Here is a 19,270-nt window from a genome sequence, read left to right on the forward strand (position 1 = left end):
GCCGATGCTACGGCGCGACGACGAGCGGCGGATCGTCGGGCGAGAGGTCCTCGCGGCGGTTGACCTCCGCGCCGGGCGGCGCCGGCACCGGGCCGTCGAGCAGCGGGTCCCCGGTCTCGCGCATCCACGTCTCGAGCCGCTCGCGCAGCGTCGCCATCTCGCCCGCGTACCGCGGGTCGGTCGCGCGGTTGAGCACCTCGCCGGGATCCAGCACGAGGTCGTAGAGCTCCTCGGGCTCGTGCGGCTCCCGACCCCACCCGCGCGCGACGAGCGCGGCCTTCGTGGGACCGTCGTCGACGTTCGCCAGCGCGGGGCGCAGGTCGTCGCCGAAGCGGCGGATGTACTTGAAGCGGTCGGTGCGGATCGCGCGCTGGGGCTCGTAGGCGACGTGGTAGGTCAGCTCGGCGAACACCTCGTCCCGGATCGCGTCGACCTCGCCGCGCACGAGCGGCAGCAGCGACCGGCCCTGCACGTAGTCGGGGACGCGCACGCCCGCCAGCTCGCACAGCGTCGGATGGAGGTCGACCTGCGAGACGAGCGAGTCGACGACGCGCCCGCCGCTGAAGCCGGGGCCGCGCATGATGAGCATCACGCCGATCCCGCGGTCGGTCAGCGTCGCCTTCGCGCCGGGGAACGCGAGCCCGTGGTCGGTCGTGCAGATGATGAGCGTGTTGTCCTGCACGCCGCGCGTCCACAGCGCGTCGAGCACCGTGCCGACGCCCTGGTCGAGGCGGCGCGCGCTCTGCTTGAAGGCGGCGACGTCGCGGCGCGTCTCGGGCAGGTCGGGCAGGCCCGTCGGCGGCAGCGAGTACTGCGTGTCGCGCACCGAGCTGGGCTCGAAGTAGTTGCGGTGCGTCTCGAAGAAGCCGACGGAGACGAAGAACGGCTCGGGCAGCTCCTCGCGGATGACGTGCCCCGCCACCGGCGCGATGTCGTGGACGTGGTTCGTGCCCACGTCGTGGACGCGGTCGAAGCCGACCGCGCGCGGGTCTTCGGCGATGTGCTGCTCGCCGATCAGCTCGGAGTGGTAGCCGACCCTGCGCAGCTCGTGGAGGAAGTGGTGCGCGTGGTCGTTGAGGCGGAAGCCGCGGTGGGCGAGGCCGATCATCCCGTTGGTGTGCGGCATCTGGCCGGTCGCGAGCGCGGCGCGGCTGCCCGAGCAGCTCGACGCCGCGCTGAACGCCTGGCGGAAGAGCAGGCCCTGGTCGGCCAGCAGCTGGATGTTCGGCGTCGGGATCTGGTGGCCGTACGGCTGGACGTAGCGGCCGGTGTCGTGCGAGTGGAGGTAGACGATGTTGGGTCTCATGAGGCCGCCTCCTGCGGCTCGCCGGCCTCGGCGTTGTAGCGCTCCACCCAGCGCTCGCTGCGCTCGTCGGCCTGGCGCTCGAGCGGCGGCTCGGCCTTCTGCGGCGCCTCCTCGATGCCGAGGTGCGCGAGCACGGCGTGGGTGGACCCGAGCGGGTCGCCGGCGATGTGGCGGTAACGGAAGGTCAGGGGATCGATCCCACGCTCGGCGAACCACCTGCCCCACTCGGCGTCGTGGGCGCGCAGCATCCGCACGAGGTGGTCGATCGCCTCGAAGTCATAGCGCGGCCGGCGATCCTCGGGCGCCCCGCCCTTGCGCCAGGCGCCCGTCTGGATCGCCTTCCACAGCGAGATGGCCTGGCGGGCCGTGTCGAACCGGCGGACCCACACGAAGCGCACGGGCACGTCGCCGAGCAGGCGCACGAGCAGCGCGTCGACATCCCGCTCCCCGGCGAGGCGCGCGGCGTCGTCGAGGTGACCCCACATGACCTTCGCGCCGAAGACGCCGTTGGCCGTCGTGCCGGTGGCGAGCGTGCGCGCGAGGTGGTCGGCGTAGTCGCCGATGCCGCGCAGCGACGAGTAGTCCGGGCCGGCCGGGACCTCCAGCGGGACGTGCCCGAGCTCGACCGTGCCGGCGGCGTCGGTGAACCAGGCGGCGGCGTGGCGGGGCTCGCCGGTCTCGGGGAGCGCCTCGAAGAACTCCTCGGGGCGGCCGGCGACGCCGGTGGCGGCGAGCATCTGGCAGAGCAGCGTGCTTCCGCTGCGGGGCGTCGCGCACACGAGGTAGGCGCGCCTGATGGACGGTGGCGTTGTGGACTGCATCGGTCGACTTCAGACCCTACTCGCCAACCATCGCGGAGCCAGCGCGTTCGCGCCAACTAGAGGGGTACGTCAACGGTGGAAGGAACGCATGGATCTGGGGTTCATGCTCGCGTGCATCTTGGGCGCGATCGACCTCGTGCTGCTGGTTCTCGTGTGGGGCCAGCGCAAGCGGGAACGCAGCAAGATGCGCCTGCGCGAGCGGGCGCTGGCCCTCAGGGCCGAGAGCGAGGCGCGAGAGGCGTCGCGTCAGGATGACGTGACGCCTCAGCGGGAGGAGCGGGTCACCGGCGGTCGGAGGGAGCCCGACCGCCGGTTCTCGCGCGCTACGCCGCGCGGGAGGCGGGCGCGACGGTGACGCCGTCGCGGATGCGGTCCCGCAGCGAGGGGGTCTCCTGAGCCGCCCGCAGCGCACGGGCGCGGACGCGGAGGAGCACGGCGAGCTCGCTCGTGATCTGGAACGGGTCGGCGACGATCCGGCCGTCGCGCAGCGAGATGGCGGCGGCCGGCCGGCCGGCGATCTCGCCGACGAGCACGTCGCCCTCAAGCGGCGGCTTCCCGTCGCGGGCGGCGAGGTAGCGCAGCGCGACGGCGTCGGCGGCGTCGGCGTGGCGGATGACGTGGGCGATGGAGTGGAGCACTTGGGGCCTCGGTGAGTCTGGGCGGGGCGGTGTGCTCATCACGATCCCGCGCCCCGGCCTCCGCCGACAGCGATGCCACCCCCCGAATCTCCCCGCAGCGTTCCGCAGCCCCATCTTCGGTTCTCCGCCGCGCTTCTGTGACGCTCGTCTCCCCCTGGCCACCCCGGTGTCGCGGCGCGGTGACGTGCGGCGTCGACGCGGAGCGCGCGGCCCGGTAGCGTCGCACCACGATGCGCAAGATCCTGGTTCCGCTCCTCATCGCCGGCCTCGTGTTCGCCGCCTCCGCGCTGGCCGCGACGAAGAACGGCATCACGCCGGTCGCCCCCAAGGCGGGCGCGACGGTGGCGTCCGGCAAGTCGCCGACGTTCCGCATGAAGGTCAAGGGGCCGGGCGCCGTCTGGGTGCACGTCTGCAAGCGCGCCAAGCGCGACTCGAACGGCGTGATCTGCAGCAGGGAGTCGATCGGCCAGGCGCGCAAGCGCGGCGGCGAGTACCGCTTCACGCCGAAGTTCTACGACTACGACGGCTTCTGGCTGAACCGGCCCGGCACGTACTACTGGCAGGCCCACCGCATCGACTGCTCGGCGAGCCTCGAGGATTGCCAGCAGGAAGGGCCGATCGTGCGGTTCAAGGTCGGCTAGAGCGCTTCGACGGCCGCGACGGTGACGTCGCCAAGGCCGTCGGCGACCCGGTCGGCGAGCGCCAGCGCGTCGTCGCCGGGCGGGTAGTGCGGGTTCGGGATCGCGATGACCTTCAGGCCGGCGCCGTGCGCCGAGCGGATCCCGCTGCCCGAATCCTCGATCGCCGCCGCGGCCGCCGGGTCTGCGTGGAGCCGGCGCAGGACCTCGAGGTAGACGTCGGGCGCGGGCTTGCCGCGCGCGACCTCCTCGGAGGAGACCGTCGCCTCGAAGCGATCGGCGACGCCCATGCGCTCGAGGACGTGGTCGATGAGCTCGCGGTTCGACGACGACGCGAGGCCGAGCGGCCAGCGCGCGGCGAGCCGCTCGATCGCCTCGACGGCGCCGGGCAGCAGCGGCAGCTCGCCCTCGTAGGCCGCGTGCATGCGGGCGACGACGTCGGCGTTGATCGCCTGGGGCGCCAGCGGGATGCCGACGGTCTCGGCGAGGTACTTCGTCCACTCGGGCGAGCTCATCCCGAGCATCGCGGTGCTCGCCTCCGCCGGCCACGGCCGCCCGTGGTCCGCGGCGAGGCCCTGCTTCGCCTCGTCCCAGAGCTGCTCGGAATCGAGGAGGACGCCGTCGAGGTCGAAGACGACCGCGGAGATCATCGCGGGGCGTCGCCGCCCGGCGCCGGCCCCGAGGGTCTCGCTTCGCGGAGGGACATCACCGCGCGCGTCTCCGCGCTGGCGCGGGCGGCCTCGAGGATCTCGAGGACCGCGACGGCGTCGGCCGGGTCGACCGGGATCTCGCCGCGGCCGACCGCCTCGTAGAACGCGAGGTAGTCGCCGGGCGCGATCGGCTCCCGGCGCTCGCCCTCCTCGGTCACGAGCCGGCCCGGCGCGTCGCGGACGCCGAAGCCGGCGTCGCCGGGGCGCAGGCCGTCGCGCAGCTGGGGCTCCTGCGGGTCGAGGCCGTCGACGGCGAACCCGCCGCGCAGGCCGCTGACCGAGAGGCGCGGCCCGTGCAGCGGCGCGACCGCGCCCATCCACAGGTGCGACCGCACGCCGCCGGGATGCTCGAGGGCGACGAAGACGTCGTCGTCGACCTGCGCGCCCTCGCGCCGCCGCTCGACCTCCGCGTACACGCGAACGGGATGGCCGAAGAGGACGCGGGCCTGGTCGACGAGGTGGCTGCCGAGGTCGAGCAGCTGCCCGCCGCCCTCGCCCGGGTCACCGAGCTCGCGCCAGCCCTCCTTGATCGCCGGGCGAAAGCGCTCGAACCGCGACTCGAAGCGGACGACGTCGCCCAGCGCGCCCGACTCGACGAGCCGCCGGGCGGTGAGGAAGTCGCCGTCCCAGCGCCGGTTGTGGAAGACGGTCAGCGGGACGCCCGCCGCCCGCGCCGCCTCGGCGACGCGCGCGGCCTCCGCGGAGGTCGTGGCGAGCGGCTTGTCGACGACGACGCGAACGCCCCGCTCGATCGCCGCGAGCGCCAGCGGCACGTGCGCGCGGTTCGGCGCCGCGACCACGAGGACGTCGATCGCGTCCCACGCGTCGTCGACGGCAGCGACGACGCGCGCGGCGGGGAACGCCGCGCGCGCTCGCTGCGCGCGTCCGGGATCGCCGGTCACGATCGCCGCCACATCCAGCCCCCTGGAGGCGGCGATGAGAGGAGCATGGAACACCTCCCCCGCGAGGCCGTATCCGGCGATGCCGACGCGCAGGCTCAGCCCCGGGACCCTTCGTTCATCGGCTCCGCTGGCACTGTCATCAGCCCCAGGATCCCTCGCTCATCGGCCGGTAGGAGACGGTCAGCATTCGATACGTCCGCGGCCGGGTGACGCAGAAGATGACCGCCTCGGCGGCCTCGTCGGCGCTCATCATCCCCTCGGTGTCGCCGGGCTCCCGCCCGGTCCCCATCGCGAAGTCGGTGTCGACCCCGCCGGGGCAGACGTTCGTGCAACGCACGCCGTGCTCGCGCATCTCGTGATCGAGCGACCGCACGAACCCGACCTGCCCGAACTTCGACGCGTTGTAGACGGTCTCGCCGGGGAACCCGCGCAGGCCCGCGACCGACGCGAGCGCGACGAAGTCGCCGCCGCCCGCCTCGACCAGGTGCGGCAGCGCCGCGCGCGCCGTGTAGAGCGTGCCCTTGAGGTTGATGTCGATCATCGCCTCGATGTGGGCCGGATCGAGCTCGAGGAACGGGCCGTAGGCGCCCACCCCCGCGTTCGCCACGACGAGATCGAGACCGCCGAACGCCGACACCGCCTCGGCGACGGCCGCATCGACGGCGGCCGCGTCGGTGACGTCGCACGTGACCCCGAGCGCACCCTCCAGCCCGAGGTCGTCGCCGGAGCGGGACGCGAGTGCGACCCGCGCCCCGCCCTCGGCGAGCCGGCGCGAGACCGCGGCGCCCACGCCGCGGCTCGCACCGGTCACGAGGGCGCGCCGCCCCTGCAACGGCGCGCCCTCAGGCACTTCGTACCGCGGCGCGCTGGCGCCGGGACAGGGCGTCGATCACGACCGCGGTCAGCAGGACCGCGCCGGTGATCATGTACTTCACGGCCGAGGTGAGGCCGATGAGGTCCATGCCGTTGGAGATCGAGCCGATCACCAGGGCGCCGAGCAGCGCCGCCCACACGTTGCCGCGGCCGCCGAACAGGCTGACGCCCGCCACGACCGGGCCCGCGATGGCGAGCAGCAGCAGGTCGCCGCCGCCGGACGACTGGTTCGCCGCCAGCAGGCGCGACGCGGCGAGGACGCCGCCGACGGCGGCCATGGTCGACGCGAGCATGAAGACGACGATCCGGATCCGGCCGACGTTGATGCCCGCGCGCCGCGCGGCCTCTGCGTTGCCGCCGACCGCGTAGATGTACCGGCCGAACTTCGTCCGCTGCGTGAGGGCCTGGAAGATCACCACGAACGCGACGAGGATCACCGCGGCAAGCGGCAGTCCCCGGTCCTGGTTGCAGATCGCGACCGCGGCGATGATCGCCGCGGAGGCGGCGATCGTCCGGATCGCGAGGCTCACCATGGGCTCCGCCTCGAGGCCGGCTGCCTTACGGCGACGGGCGCGGGCGAGCGCCGATCCGACGATCCCCGCGATGCAGGCCAACGCGATGATCCAGCCGACGCTGTCGGAGAAGAACGTGCCCGTCAGGTCGATGATGTGCTGGTTCGTGATGTTGACCGTGCCGGTGTCGCCGAGCACCTTGAGCTGCGCGCCCTGCCAGGCCAGCGACCCCGCGAGGGTCACGATGAACGAGGGGATGACGAGCAGCGTGGAGATCGATCCCTGAGCGAACCCGATCGCCGTCCCGGCGAGGATCGTCAGGACGACCGCCGGCACGGCGGCCCATCCCTTCTTCTCGATGAGCACGGCCATGATCGCGCCGCACAGGCCCGAGACCGCTCCGACCGACAGGTCGATCTCGCCGAGCAGCAGCACGAGGACGACGCCGACGGAGATGCACCCCACGGCTGCGATCTGCAGCATGAGGTTCGTGAGGTTCGCCGCGGTGAGGAACCGGTCCTCGGCGATCTGGAAGATCGCCCAGATGAGGGCGATCATCAGGATCACGCGGACGGAGCCGAGCTCACCCTCGGCGAGGCGCCTCAGCGTCTGCCGCGGGCTGAAGGCCTCGGAGACGGTGGTGGGCTGGGCGGTGGTCGAAGCGCTCATGCCAGCTCCTCCGTTGCCGGACCGCTGCCGTCGGCGCCGGTGATGGCGGCGACGACCGCCTCTCGGCTCGTATCGGCCGTCACGAACTCGCCGCCGTTGCGACCGAGCCGCAGGACGACGATCCGATCGGCGACGCGGAAGACGTCACCGAGGTTGTGCGAGATGAGCACGACGCCGAGGCCGCGGTCACGCAGCCGGGCGACGAGCTGCAGCACCTGCTCGGTCTGCGAGACGCCAAGGGCGGCGGTCGGCTCGTCGAGGAGCACGACCCTCGGGTCGCCGAGCATGCCGCGGGCGATGGCAACGGTCTGCCGCTGACCGCCGGAGAGCGAGCCGACTTCGGTCTTCACCGACTTCAGCGTGCGGACGGCGAGCGAGTCGAGGAGCTCGCGGGCCTTGTGTTCCATCGTGAAGTCGTCGAGCGGCGCGAGCGGCGCCGTGCCGCGCGTCTGCTCGTGGCCGAGGAAGAGGTTGGCCACGACGTCGAGGTTGTCGCAGAGCGCGAGGTCCTGGTAGATGACGGAGATGCCCAGCCGGTCCGACTCACGCGGGCTGCTGATGGTGACCTCGCTGCCTTCCCAGGTCATCGTGCCCTCGTCCATCGGGCCCACGCCGGAGATGGCCTTGATCAGCGTCGACTTGCCGGCACCGTTGTCGCCTACGAGGGCGACCACCTCGCCGGCGTGGACGTCGAAGTCCACGCCGGCGAGCGCCTGGACGGCGCCGAACCGCTTCGTGGCGCCCCGGATCGAGAGGATCGGGGTGCCCGTGGCGGTCTTGGGGGCCGTGACGGTCATGGCTGCTAGCCGATCCCGAGTTCCGTGCAGACGGACTTGAACTCGCCGGTGCAGACGTCCGAGACCTTGACGTACTCGTCCTTGATGACGGTGTCGGCCACCTTGTCCTTCGTCACGGCGATCGGATCGAGGATCGTCGACGGGACCTGCTTCATCTTGTTGTCGACCTGCTGGTTGACCAGGCCGTCCGGGAGCGGCTTGCCCTGGGCCAGCGCGATCGCGGCCGTCGCGGCCGCCTCGGCCTCCGGCTTGACGGGCTTGTAGACCGTCATGTACTGCTCGCCGGTGAGGATGCGCTGGATGCCCGCGACCTCGGCGTCCTGGCCGGTGACCGGGACCTTCTTGGGGTCGATGCCAGCGCCCTTCATCGCCGCGATCGCGCCGCCGGCCGTGCCGTCGTTGGCGGCGTAGACACCGTCGATGTTGCCCTTGCCGAGCGACGTGATGGCCTGCTCCATCTGCGACTGCGCCTTGTCGGGCGACCAGTCGGGCGTGTCGTACTCCTTGCCGATCTTCACGCCGCTCGGGTCGAGGACCGAGTGCGCGCCCTTCTTGAAGCCGGCGGCGTTGTTGTCCGTCGGGGCGCCGTTGATCATCACGATCTGCTTGCCGTCCGGCGAGCCCATCGCGTCAAGCAGGCTCTGGCCCTGCAGCTTGCCGACCTGCTCGTTCTGGAACGAGACGTAGAAGTCGATGTCGGCGTTGAGGATGAGCCGGTCGTACGAGACGACGGGGATCTTCGACTGCTTCGCACGCGTGACGATGCTCGCCGCGCTCGCGCTGTCGACCGGGTCGAGGACGAGGACGTTGGCGCCCTTGGTGATCGCGGCCTCGGCCTGCTGCTGCTGCTTGGCCGCGTCCTGGTCGGCGTTCGAGTAGATGAGCTCGCAGTCCGGGCAGTCAGCCTTCAACTTTGCGGTGAAGAGCGGACGATCCGCCGCTTCGTAACGCGCGGTCTTCGACTCGGGGAGGAGCAGGGCGACCTTCTTGCCGCCGCCTCCGCCGCCGCCCGAGCTCTCGGTCGACGCGCCGCCGCTCGAGCCCGAGTCGCCTTCGTCGTCATCACCGCACGCGGCCACGAACAGGGCCAGGGCGGCGACGATCGCCATCACGATGAAGAGCCCGCCGCGACGGCGGTGCTCGCTGGGGTGCTGCATGTGGGTTCCCTCCTCCAGGGACAGTGGTGACATGGGGGGTCTAGGGGGTTGACGGGATGTGGGGGAGCTCCGCGCGCTGCGCGGCGTGGATGAGCGCGCCGAGGACCTCGGGGCGCTCGTTGACCGAGGCCTGGACGACCTCGACGTCTTCGGCCGCGGGCCGGATCGCGTGGCGGTCGATCGCCGCGCGGATCGGGTCGAGCAGCACGTCGCCGGCGGCACTGAGCTCGCCGCCGATCACGATCAGCTCGGGGTTGAGCACGTTGCAGACCGCCGCCAGGCAGGTCCCGACGACGGAGCCGACGTCCTGGACGGCGCGCACGACGCCCGGCTCGCCTCCGCGGACGAGGGCGATGACGCCATCGAGGGTGAGGTCGGGGCCGTGGGTGCGGTTGAGCAGGTCGACGATCGCCGGGCCGGCCGCGAACGTCTCGAGGCAGCCGCGGTTGCCGCAGCGGCAGATGGGGCCGTTCGGGTCGACGAGCATGTGGCCGATCTCACCGGCGATGCCACCGGATCCTTGCACTACTCGCCCGTCGATGACCACTCCGGCTCCGATGCCCGAGCCGATCATGAGGTAGACGACGTGCCCGGCGCCGACCGCGGCGCCGAGCTGCGACTCGGCGAGCGCGCCGAGGTTCGCGTCGTTCTCGACGAAGACGGGGACGCCGAGGCGGCGCTCCATCTCGAAGGCTGGGCGGATGTCGACCCAGCTCGGGAGGATCGTCGCGCGGTGGACGGTGTCGGCCGCGTGGTCGATCGGGCCCGACAGCGCGACGCCGGCGGCGAGCACGCGGTTGCGCGGCACGCCGGCGTCGGCGAGGACCTCCTCGACGAGCTCGGCGGCGGTGTCGAGCGCCTCGAGGCCGGCGTGGTCGACGTCGGCGGTGGCGACGCGCTCGGCGAGGATCGTACGCGACAGGTCGCCGAGGGCGACGCGGACGTCGCTGTGGCCGAAGTCGATGCCGAGGACGGTGCCCGCGGTGGGGTCGATCGTCAGCAGGACGGGCGGGCGGCCCTGGCGCCCGACGGCGCCCGGCTCGCGCTCGACGACGAGGCCGCCGGTCTGCAGCTCGCTGACGACGTTGGAGATCGTCGAGCGGCTCAGGCCGGTCGCCCGTGCGAGCTCGGCTCTGCTCGCGGTCCCACGCCGGCGGAGCGCGTCCAGGACGCGCCGGCGGTTGTGGTCTCGCAGCGACTCGAGTGACCCGTACTCGGTCTTCGCCACGCTTCGGACCCTCTCACCACCGCTCGTGGTTTGTCAAGACCTTGTGAAAAAGACGGCGGAGTTGGCGTCCTTTTGTTCGAAGCATAGTCAACGCAAGTTGCGGGAATTACGTTGTCCGGCCGATCACCCGGCCATGGACCGGCTTTCCAGAGGGGTTCGCATGCTTCGCACGATCGGTTGGCTTGCGTTCGCCGCGCAGGGGGCTGCCCTCCTGTACACGAACATCAAGCGTCCCTGAGCTGACGGCCCGGCTTCGTGCCGGGCCTTCGCGTCAGATCCGCCGCGAACCGCGCGACTTGCCGTGCATGCACGGCTCTAGGCTCAGGCCGGATGCTCCACCTGCATCGGTCAGCTCGCGCTGACGGGCTGGTCGGCGCGCTGGCCGCCCTGCTCGCCGAGCCGCCCGCCGACCCGTTCGCGCCGGATGTCGTCTGCGTGCCGACGCGGGGGATGGAGCGCTGGCTGTCGCAGCGCCTGTCGGCATCGCTCGGCGCCGGCGCCGGCCGGGGCGACGGCGTGTGTGCGAACGTGCTCTTCCCCTCGCCTCGCCGGCTCATCGGCGACGCGATCGCGGCGGCGTGCGGCGTCGACCCGGACAGCGACCCATGGCTGCCCGAGCGTGCGGTGTGGCCGCTGCTGGAGGTCGTCGAGGACAGCCTCGGCGAGCCGTGGCTGGCGCTGCTCTGCGCGCACCTCGGCGGCGATGGCGAAGGCGGGGACCCGGTGCGCCGGTCGCGCCGCTTCGCCACCGTGCGCCACCTCGCCGGGCTGTACGACGGCTACGCGCTGCACCGCCCCGACGTCGTCCGGGGCTGGGCCGGCGGGGCGGGCGACCACTGGCAGGCGCGGCTGTGGCGGCGCCTGCGAGAGCGGATCGGGCAGCCGGGGCCGGCCGAGCGGCTCGCCACCGCCACCGCGCGCCTGCGCGAGGACCCGGGCGCGATCGACCTGCCGCAGCGCGTCGCGCTCTTCGGGCTGACGCGCCTCCCGGCCGGGGAGCGCGACGTGCTCGACGCGCTGGCCGCCCGCCGCGACGTCCACCTGCTCCTGCTCCACCCGTCCCCCGCGCTGTGGGACCGCCTCACCGGGATCGGCGACGTCACCGACCGCCGGGAGGACCCGACCGCCGCGCTGCCGCGAAACCGGCTGCTCGCCTCGTGGGGACGCGACGCGCGCGAGATGCAGCTGGTGCTGCAGGCCGGCAGCGCCGAGCGCGCCGACCACCACCATCCCGTCCCCCACGCGGACGGCACGCTGCTCACCCGGATCCAGGCGGCGGTTCGCGCGGACGAGGCGCCGCCGGGCGAGCCGCTCGACGGCCGCGACGACGCGCGCCCGCTGCTCGCCCGCGGCGACCGCAGCGTCGAGGTCCACGCGTGCCACGGTCGCGCGCGGCAGGTCGAGGTGCTGCGCGACGCCGTGCTGCATCTGCTGCGCGAGGACCCGACGCTGGAGCCGCGCGACGTCATCGTCATGTGCCCGGACATCGAGACGTTCGCGCCGCTCGTGCACGCGACGTTCGGGGCCGCGGCGCCGGCCGAGGACGACGAGGACGACGCGCTCCCCGAGGACGTGCGCCCGCCGGACCTGCGCGTGCGGCTCGCCGACCGCGCGCTGCGCCAGACGAACCCGGTGCTCGGCGTCGTCGCCCAGCTGCTCGACCTCGCGGGCGCGCGCGTCACCGCCTCGCAGGTGCTGGACCTCGCGGGGCGCGAGCCGGTGCGGCGGCGGTTCCATCTCGGCGACGACGACCTGGCGCGGCTGGAGGAGTGGGTGACCGACAGCGGCGTGCGCTGGGGCCTCGACGCCCCGAGCCGCGACGCGTACAAGCTCGGGGCGCTCGACTACGGGACGTGGGCCTTCGGCGTGCGGCGCGTCCTCGTCGGCGTGACGATGACCGAGGACGAGCGCCGGCTGGTCGACGGCGTGCTGCCGCTGGACGACGTGGACAGCGGCGCGATCGCGCTCGCGGGGCGGATGGCCGAGCTCGTCGACCGGCTGCGCAGCGTGCTCGCCGACCTCGTGGTGCCGAAGCCGGTCGGCGCGTGGGCCGCGTCGCTCGCGCGCGCCGCCGACCTGCTGTGCGCGACCGCCGAGCGCGAGGGCTGGCAGCGGGCGGAGCTGCAGCGCCTGCTCGACGACCTCGCCCAGGAGGCGGCCGAGGCGGGGACGCCGCTGGCACTCGCCGAGGTGCGGGCGCTGCTGGCCGACCGGCTGCAGGGCCGCCCGACGCGCGCGAACTTCCGGACCGGGCACCTGACGTTCTGCACGCTCGTGCCGATGCGGTCGGTGCCGCACCGCGTCGTGTGCCTGCTCGGCCTCGACGACGCGGTGTTCCCGCGCAAGGCGCCGCGCGACGGCGACGACCTGCGGCTCGAGGATCCGCGGATCGGCGAGCGCGACCCGCGCGCAGAGGACCGCCAGCTGCTGCTCGACGCGGTGATGGCGGCGGGCGAGCGGCTGCTGATCACGTACACGGGCAACGACGAGCGCACGAACGCCGAGCGGCCGCCGGCGGTCCCGGTCGGCGAGCTGCTGGACGTCGTCGACCGCACGGTGCGGACCGAGAGCGGAGACCCGGCGCGCGACGCGGTGGTCGTCCGGCACCCTCTGCAGCCGTTCGACGCGAAGAACTTCCGCGGCGGGGAGCTCGCGCGCGACGCGCCGTGGAGCTTCGACCGCGTGACGCTCGAGGGCGCGTGCGCCGTCGTCCGCGACCGGCCCGAGCCGCCGCCGTTCCTCGCTGCTCCGCTGGACACGGAGCCCGGCCCGGTCGTCGAGCTCGACGAGCTGATCGACTTCGTTGCCCACCCGGTGCGGGCGTTCCTCCGCGGGCGGCTGGGCGTGCGGCTCGGCGACCTCGCGACGGACGTCGACGACGCGCTGTCCGTCGCGCTTGACGGGCTCGAGCGCTGGCAGGTCGGCGACCGGCTGCTGAGGGCGCGCCTCGACGGCTCGGATGCGCGCAGCGCGTGCCTCGCCGAGATCGCGCGCGGCCAGCTGCCGCCGGGCACGCTCGGCAAGCCGGTCATCGACGCCGTCCTGCCGACCGTCGAGGAGATCGTCGCCGCCGCCCACGCGGTGCTCGGCGACGGCGTCGCCGCGTCGGCCGACGTGCGGGTGCAGCTGCTCGACGGGCGGACGCTGACCGGGACGGTGACCGGTGTGCGCGACGAGACGCTCGAGGCGGTCACGTACTCGCGCGTCGGGCCCAAGCACCGGCTCGCCGCCTGGGTGCGCTTCCTCGCGCTGAACGCCGCGCAGCCCGACCGGCCGCGGACGGCGGTCACGATCGGCAAGGCGCCGTCGGGCGACGGGGTGACCGTGAAGCGGATCGCGCCGCTCGCCGGCGATCCCGCGTCGCTGCGGCAGGCGGCGCTCGCCGAGCTCGACGTGCTGGTGCGGCTCTTCGACCGGGCGCTGTGCGAGCCGCTGCCGCTCGCCTGCGACACGAGCGGGGTGTACGCGATGGCGGTGGCCGACGGCGACCGCGACCGGGCCGACCTGGCGGCGCGCGGCAAGTGGGAAGGCGGCTGGAACTGGGACGGCGAGCAGGCCGACGCGCGGCACGTGATGGCGTTCGGCGGCCGGCGCACGTACGACGACCTGCGCGGCGAGCCGCCGACCGAGCACGAGCGCGGCCCCGGCTGGGACCTCGAGGAGCCGTCGCGGTTCGGGCGCCTCGCGGTGCGGCTGTGGGCGCCGCTGCTCGAGGCGGAGCGGAGGGCGGCCGAGTGAGCCTGGAGCTCGACCAGCCGCCGTTCGACCTGTGCGGCGAGAAGCCGGAGGGCGTCACCGTGCTCGAGGCGAGCGCGGGTACCGGCAAGACGTTCACGATCGCCGGCCTGGCGGCTCGGTACGTCGCCGACGGCGTGCCGCTCGAGCGGATGCTCATCGTGACGTTCACGCGCATGGCGACGGCCGAGCTGCGCGACCGCGTGCGCGAGCGGCTCGTCCGCGCGGAGCAGCAGCTCGACCGCGTGCTGGCGGGCGCGACGCCGTCCGGTGACGACCGCGTGGTGGCGCTGCTCGCCGACGGCACGCGGGAGGAGGTCGCGCTGCGCCGCGAGCGCCTGGCCGCTGCGGTCGCGGACTTCGACGCGGCGACGATCACGACGACCCACGGCTTCTGCCAGGAGGTGCTCGGCAGCCTCGGGATCGCCGGGGACCTCGAGCCCGGCGTGACGTTCGTCGAGGAGAACGACGACCTGCGCGACGAGGTCCTGGCGGACCTCTACGTGCGCGCGTTCCATCGCGCCGACGAGGCGGCGATCGACTACGCGCAGGCGTCGGCGATCGCGAGGGAGGCGGTGCGCAACCCCGGCGCCCCGCTCGAGCCGGCCGGCGCCGATCCCGCGTCGCTCCCCGGCCGCCGGCGGCGGCTCGCCGAGGCGGTGCGCAAGGAGCTCGACGACCGCAAGCGGCGGCTCGGCGTCATGGACTACGACGACCTGCTCACGCGCCTGGACGACGCGCTGCACGGCCCGAGCGGCGACGAGGTCGCGCAGCGGCTGCGCGATCGCTGGGAGGTCGTGCTCGTCGACGAGTTCCAGGACACCGACCCGATCCAGTGGCGGATCGTCGACCGCGCGTTCGGCGGCGGCAAGACGAAGCTCGTGCTCATCGGCGACCCGAAGCAGGCGATCTACGCGTTCCGCGGCGCGGACGTCTACGCCTACCTCGCCGCTGCGCGCTCGGCGGGCAAGCGCGAGCAGCTCAACGTCAACTGGCGCAGCGACCAGGCGCTGCTCGACGCGTACGACGCGCTGTTCGGCGACGTGCAGCTCGGGCACGAGGGGATCGTCTACCGGCGGGTGCGCGCGGCGGACGCGAACGTCGCGCCGCGGCTGGCGGGCGTGCCGTCGGACGCGGCGCTGCGGGTGCGCGTGCTCGACCGGGCGGCGACCGGCGTCGGGCTGACGCGGACGGGCGGCTACGTCGCCGCCGACCCGGCCCGCGAGCACATCGCGCGCGACCTCGCGGCCGACGTCGTGCGGCTGCTGCGGTCGAACGCGACGATCGAGGACCGCGACGAGGACGGCGCGGTGCGCACGACGCGGACGGTCGCGCCCGGCGACGTCGCGGTGCTCGTGCGGCGCAACCGCGACGCCGAGCTCGTCCGCGACGCGCTCGCCGACGCGAAGGTGCCGGCCGTGCTGAACGGCGCGGGCAGCGTCTTCGACACCGCGGCTGCGGACGCGTGGCTGCGGCTGCTCGAGGCGCTCGAGCGGCCGACGTCGCCGGCGCGCGCGCACGCCGCGGCGCTGACGCCGTTCCTGGGGTGGACCGCCGAGCGGGTCGCCGGGGCGGGCGACGAGGCGTGGGAGAGCGTGCACGGCCGGCTGCACCGCTGGGCGCGGATCCTGCGCGAGCGCGGCGTCGCCGCGCTGGCCGAGCGGATCATGCTCGTCGAGCGCGTGCCGGGGCGTGTGCTCGCGACGACGGACGGCGAGCGCCGGCTGACCGACCTGCGCCACGTCGGCGAGCTGCTGCATGCCGCGGCGATGGAGGAGGGGCTGGGGATCAGCGCGCTGACGAGCTGGCTGCGGCGGCGCATCACCGACGCGGCGCGCGAGCTCGGCAACGAGGAGCGGTCCCGCCGCCTGGAGTCCGACGCCGCCGCGGTGCAGGTGCTGACGATCCACCGCAGCAAGGGCCTCGAGTTCCCGATCGTCTACCTGCCGTTCGCGTGGCATCCGTCGCCGGTCACGAAGGCCGGTGAGCCGCTGACCTTCCACGACGCGGCCGACGAGGACCGGCGCAAGGTCGACGTCGGGCTCGTCGGGCCGGACTACAACCGCCACCGGGCGCGGTCGATCTCCGAGCAGCGCGGCGAGGACCTGCGGCTGCTCTACGTGGCCTTGACCCGCGCGCGACATCAGGCGGTCGTGTGGTGGGCGGGCACGAAGGACTCCCGGTTCTCTCCGCTGGGCCGGCTCGTGTTCTTCCGCAGCGAGGACGGCGCCGTGCTCGACGGCGGCGACCACACGCCTCGCGACGACCGGGCGATCGAGCGCTTCGAGGAGCTCGCGGCGCGGGCGCCCGGCCGCTTCGCGGTCGAGCGCACCGCGCCCGACCCCGCCGCACGGTGGGAGCCGCCGCGCGAGGACCCCGGCGCGCTGTCGGCGTCGTCCTTCGACCGCACGCTCGACCGCGACTGGCGGCGCACGTCCTACAGCGACCTCACCGCGCGATCGCACGAGGCGCAGGTGGCGAGCGAGCCGGAGGAGACGCTGCTCGGCGATGAGCCCGAGGAGAGCTCCGCCACCGGTGCCGGCGCGGGCACGCTCGAGGAAGCGCTCCTCCACGACGTCCCGACGCTGCTCAGCTCGATGCCCGGCGGCGTCCGCTTCGGCACGGTCGTCCACGACGTCTTCGAAGCGACCGACTTCACCGCCCCCGACCTCGTCGCCGAGCTCACCGAGCACGTCACCCGAGCCGTCACCCGCCGGTCCGTCGACGTCGGCGACCCCGCCGTCCTCGTCGCCGGCCTGAAGGCCGCCATCGAGACGCCCCTCGGAGCGCTCGTCGCCCCCGCCGCGTCTTCGCCCGCCGCCCCCCTCCGTCTCCGCGACGTCCCGCGCGGCGACCGTCTCGACGAGCTCGTCTTCGAGCTCCCCCTCGCCGGCGGTGACCGGGCGGTGGGGTCGGTGACGCCTCCGGCGATCGGGGCGGTGCTCAAGCGCCATCTCCCGAAGGGCGACCCTCTTCACGCGTACGCCGACCGGCTCGCCGATCCGACGCTGCGGCACGCGGTTCGCGGCTACCTGACCGGCAGCATCGACCTCGTCCTGCGCGTGCCCGGCGACGTGCCGCGGTTCGCGATCGTCGACTACAAGACGAACCGGCTGGGGGCGCCGGAGGAGGAGCTCACGGCGTGGCACCACCGGCCGTCCGCGCTCGCCGACGAGATGCAGCGCTCTCACTACGTCCTCCAGGCGCTGCTCTACACCGTCGCGCTGCACCGCTTCCTGCGCTGGCGGCTGCCCGGATACGACCCGGCGACCCACCTCGCCGGCGTCCTCTACCTCTTCGTGCGCGGCATGACCGGGCCGGACACGCCCGTCATCGACGGCACGCCGTGCGGCGTCTTCGCGTGGCGGCCGCCCGACGCGGCGGTCGTGGCGCTCAGCGACCTGCTCGACGAGGGAGCGTCGTGAGCGCGCTGCCCGACATCGATCCGCTCGACGCCGACCGCGCGCTCTCCGCCCGCGGGGTCCTCGCGGCGTTCAACGAGGCCGGCGTCCTCACGGCCGCCGACATCCACGTCGCGACCGCCCTCGGAACGATCGGCCGCATCGACGACGAGGACGTCCTCCTCGCGATCGCCCTCGCCGTCCGCGGCCCCCGCCTCGGCCACGTCCGCGTCGACCTCACGACGATCCACGACACCGCGGCGGTCGACGCCGACGAGACGATCGACGTCGCGGCCCTCCCGTGGCCCGAGCCGGAGAGCTGGCTGGAGAAGGTCCGGACCTGTCCCCTTGCAACAACGGGGTCAGGCACCGTGCGTGCAGGCGAGGTCGATGCACGCACGGTGCCTGACCCCTCTGTTGCGCGGCCTCTTCGGCTCGAGGGCGCGGCCCTGTACCTCGATCGGTACTGGCGCGAGGAGCGGCAGGTCGCACGGGATCTCCTGGCGCTCGCCGGCGGCGAGGTCGTGGTCGACGAGGGCGTGCTGTCGGAGGGGCTCGCGCGGCTCTTCGGCGACGAGGTCGGCGGGAAGCAGGCGGCGGCCGCCGCGGCCGCGGTGCGGAGCCGGCTCGCGGTCGTCGCGGGTGGGCCGGGAACCGGGAAGACGACGACCGTCGCGCGCATCGTCGCGCTGCTCTCCGAGCAGGCGTCCGCCCGCGGCGAGGCGCCGCCGCTCGTCGCGCTCGCCGCGCCGACCGGGAAGGCCGCCGCGCGACTGAAGGAGGCCGTCCATGAGGCGGCCGGGCAGATGGACGTCGCCGACGAGGTCCGCGGGCACCTCCTCGGCCTCGGCGCCTCGACGCTGCACCGGCTGCTCGGCTGGAAGCCCGGCAGCCACAGCCGCTTCCGCCACGCGCGCGGCAACCGCCTGCCGCATGACGTCGTGCTCGTCGACGAGACCTCGATGGTCTCCCTCTCCCTCATGGCGCGTCTCGTCGAGGCGGTCCGCAGCGACGCGCGACTCGTCCTCGTCGGCGACCCCGGGCAGCTCACCTCCATCGAGGCCGGCGTCGTGCTCGGAGACATCGTCGGCGCGGAGATGCCGGCGATCGTCGTGCTCGACCGCGTCCATCGCTACGGCGGGGCGATCGCGACGCTCTCGGATGCCATCCGCGCCGGGGACGCCGATGCGGCGATCTCCGCTCTCCGCGGCCCGGCGGACGAGGTGCGGTGGCTCGACGTCGACGTCACGGATACGGCGGCGGGGGACGCGCTGGCGATGCTCAGGCGGCGGGTGGTCGGGACGGTGCGGGCGGTCGTGGAGGCCGCGCGGGTCGATGCGGCGCGGGCGGCGCTTGACGCCCTCGGGGACTTCCGGCTGCTCTGCGCGCACCGGCGCGGGCCGCACGGCGTCTCGACGTGGACGGGGCGGATCGAATCGTGGCTCGCCGAGGAACTCGACCGGTTCAGCACCGACGAGCGGTGGTACGTCGGCCGGCCGCTGCTCGTCACCGAGAACGACCACGGGCTGCGGCTGTTCAACGGCGACACCGGCGTCGTCGTCGCGACGGGCGAAGGCGAGGTCGCCGCGGCGTTCGACCGCGGCGGGGACATCGTGCGGCTCCGGCCGGGCCGGCTCGAGGCGATCGAGAGCGTCTACGCGATGACGATCCACAAGAGCCAGGGCTCGCAGTTCGGGACCGCCGCGGTCCTGCTCCCGCCGCCGACGTCGCCGATCCTCACCCGCGAGCTGCTCTACACCGCGATCACCCGCGCGCAGAAGGAGCTCGTCGTCGTCGGGACCGAGGACACGATCCGCGCCGCGATCGCCCGTCCCGCGCAGCGCGCGTCCGGGCTGCGCGACCGCCTCCGGGCGCACTGAGCG

The 19,270-nt window shown here is 73.9% G+C and carries 15 protein-coding genes; 5 read left to right on the forward strand and 10 right to left on the reverse strand.

The features are described from left to right. Positions 1-7: 7 nt before the first annotated feature. Positions 8-1,306, reverse strand: coding sequence for a sulfatase family protein (locus AC1UE4_RS13795; protein WP_482917804.1), 1,299 nt, complete (start codon positions 1,304-1,306; stop codon positions 8-10). Continuing rightward, a complete protein-coding gene (locus AC1UE4_RS13800; RefSeq protein WP_482917805.1) occupies positions 1,303-2,127 on the reverse strand; it encodes a Stf0 family sulfotransferase in 825 nt (274 codons plus the stop codon). Before AC1UE4_RS13800 ends, AC1UE4_RS13795 begins: the two co-directional genes overlap by 4 nt. Positions 2,128-2,215: 88 nt before the next feature. On the opposite strand from AC1UE4_RS13800, the gene AC1UE4_RS13805 reads away from it, so the two are divergent. Beyond that, positions 2,216-2,482 (forward strand): hypothetical protein, encoded by a 267-nt coding sequence (locus AC1UE4_RS13805; protein ID WP_482917806.1) that lies wholly within the window; start codon positions 2,216-2,218, stop codon positions 2,480-2,482. Here AC1UE4_RS13805 and AC1UE4_RS13810 read toward each other — a convergent pair. Beyond that, positions 2,451-2,765 carry a hypothetical protein gene (locus tag AC1UE4_RS13810; protein ID WP_482917807.1) on the reverse strand — a complete coding sequence of 105 codons (315 nt, stop codon included), beginning with the start codon at positions 2,763-2,765 and terminating at the stop codon, positions 2,451-2,453. The two genes, AC1UE4_RS13805 and AC1UE4_RS13810, sit on opposite strands and share 32 nt — an antisense overlap. 230 nt (positions 2,766-2,995) lie before the next feature. On the opposite strand from AC1UE4_RS13810, the gene AC1UE4_RS13815 reads away from it, so the two are divergent. Beyond that, positions 2,996-3,406 carry a hypothetical protein gene (locus tag AC1UE4_RS13815; protein WP_482917808.1) on the forward strand — a complete coding sequence of 137 codons (411 nt, stop codon included), beginning with the start codon at positions 2,996-2,998 and terminating at the stop codon, positions 3,404-3,406. Here AC1UE4_RS13815 and AC1UE4_RS13820 read toward each other — a convergent pair. The 7 genes from AC1UE4_RS13820 to AC1UE4_RS13850 are packed head-to-tail and all read right to left on the reverse strand — an operon-like array spanning position 3,403 to position 10,251. Continuing rightward, the gene (locus tag AC1UE4_RS13820; protein WP_482917809.1) at positions 3,403-4,053 is read right to left on the reverse strand and encodes an HAD family hydrolase; all 651 of its coding nucleotides are present in this window, start codon (positions 4,051-4,053) and stop codon (positions 3,403-3,405) included. The two genes, AC1UE4_RS13815 and AC1UE4_RS13820, sit on opposite strands and share 4 nt — an antisense overlap. Beyond that, on the reverse strand, positions 4,050-5,114 hold the full coding sequence (locus tag AC1UE4_RS13825; RefSeq protein ID WP_482918247.1) for a Gfo/Idh/MocA family protein: 1,065 nt from the start codon (positions 5,112-5,114) through the stop codon (positions 4,050-4,052). The genes AC1UE4_RS13820 and AC1UE4_RS13825 overlap by 4 nt, the downstream gene beginning before the upstream one ends. Before the next feature lie 40 nt (positions 5,115-5,154). Continuing rightward, entirely contained in the window at positions 5,155-5,865 is a 711-nt protein-coding gene (locus AC1UE4_RS13830; protein WP_482917810.1) for an SDR family oxidoreductase, read from the reverse strand. Beyond that, entirely contained in the window at positions 5,858-7,069 is a 1,212-nt protein-coding gene (locus AC1UE4_RS13835; RefSeq protein WP_482917811.1) for a sugar ABC transporter permease, read from the reverse strand. Before AC1UE4_RS13835 ends, AC1UE4_RS13830 begins: the two co-directional genes overlap by 8 nt. Then, positions 7,066-7,866 (reverse strand): ATP-binding cassette domain-containing protein, encoded by an 801-nt coding sequence (locus AC1UE4_RS13840; protein WP_482917812.1) that lies wholly within the window; start codon positions 7,864-7,866, stop codon positions 7,066-7,068. The genes AC1UE4_RS13835 and AC1UE4_RS13840 overlap by 4 nt, the downstream gene beginning before the upstream one ends. 5 nt (positions 7,867-7,871) lie before the next feature. Then, positions 7,872-9,023 carry an ABC transporter substrate-binding protein gene (locus tag AC1UE4_RS13845; protein ID WP_482917813.1) on the reverse strand — a complete coding sequence of 384 codons (1,152 nt, stop codon included), beginning with the start codon at positions 9,021-9,023 and terminating at the stop codon, positions 7,872-7,874. 40 nt (positions 9,024-9,063) lie between these two features. Next, complete coding sequence (locus AC1UE4_RS13850; RefSeq protein WP_482917814.1) at positions 9,064-10,251, reverse strand: ROK family transcriptional regulator; 1,188 nt, start codon at positions 10,249-10,251, stop codon at positions 9,064-9,066. Between the two features lie 330 nt (positions 10,252-10,581). Between AC1UE4_RS13850 and recC the strand changes: the two genes are divergently transcribed. Genes recC through recD form a run of 3 tightly spaced genes read left to right on the forward strand, consistent with a single transcriptional unit; the run spans position 10,582 to position 19,267 of the window. After that, complete coding sequence (recC, locus tag AC1UE4_RS13855; protein WP_482917815.1) at positions 10,582-13,989, forward strand: exodeoxyribonuclease V subunit gamma; 3,408 nt, start codon at positions 10,582-10,584, stop codon at positions 13,987-13,989. Then, positions 13,986-17,411: a UvrD-helicase domain-containing protein gene (locus AC1UE4_RS13860; protein WP_482917816.1), complete on the forward strand. Its 3,426-nt coding sequence runs from the start codon at positions 13,986-13,988 to the stop codon at positions 17,409-17,411. The genes recC and AC1UE4_RS13860 overlap by 4 nt, the downstream gene beginning before the upstream one ends. Then, positions 17,408-19,267, forward strand: coding sequence for an exodeoxyribonuclease V subunit alpha (gene recD / locus AC1UE4_RS13865; protein WP_482917817.1), 1,860 nt, complete (start codon positions 17,408-17,410; stop codon positions 19,265-19,267). Before AC1UE4_RS13860 ends, recD begins: the two co-directional genes overlap by 4 nt. The last annotated feature ends 3 nt before the right edge of the window (positions 19,268-19,270 follow it).

This window comes from Parviterribacter kavangonensis (genome assembly GCF_056863335.1).

Excerpts from the sequence above, each read along its gene's own strand:
- AC1UE4_RS13840 (WP_482917812.1), bottom strand. The coding sequence starts at position 7,866 with ATGACCGTCACGGCCCCCAAGACCGCCACGGGCACCCCGATCCTCTCG.
- AC1UE4_RS13835 (WP_482917811.1), bottom strand. The coding sequence starts at position 7,069 with ATGAGCGCTTCGACCACCGCCCAGCCCACCACCGTCTCCGAGGCCTTC.
- AC1UE4_RS13800 (WP_482917805.1), bottom strand. The coding sequence starts at position 2,127 with ATGCAGTCCACAACGCCACCGTCCATCAGGCGCGCCTACCTCGTGTGC.
- AC1UE4_RS13845 (WP_482917813.1), bottom strand. The coding sequence starts at position 9,023 with ATGCAGCACCCCAGCGAGCACCGCCGTCGCGGCGGGCTCTTCATCGTG.
- AC1UE4_RS13815 (WP_482917808.1), top strand. The coding sequence starts at position 2,996 with ATGCGCAAGATCCTGGTTCCGCTCCTCATCGCCGGCCTCGTGTTCGCC.
- AC1UE4_RS13795 (WP_482917804.1), bottom strand. The coding sequence starts at position 1,306 with ATGAGACCCAACATCGTCTACCTCCACTCGCACGACACCGGCCGCTAC.
- recC (WP_482917815.1), top strand. The coding sequence starts at position 10,582 with ATGCTCCACCTGCATCGGTCAGCTCGCGCTGACGGGCTGGTCGGCGCG.
- AC1UE4_RS13805 (WP_482917806.1), top strand. The coding sequence starts at position 2,216 with ATGGATCTGGGGTTCATGCTCGCGTGCATCTTGGGCGCGATCGACCTC.
- AC1UE4_RS13820 (WP_482917809.1), bottom strand. The coding sequence starts at position 4,053 with ATGATCTCCGCGGTCGTCTTCGACCTCGACGGCGTCCTCCTCGATTCC.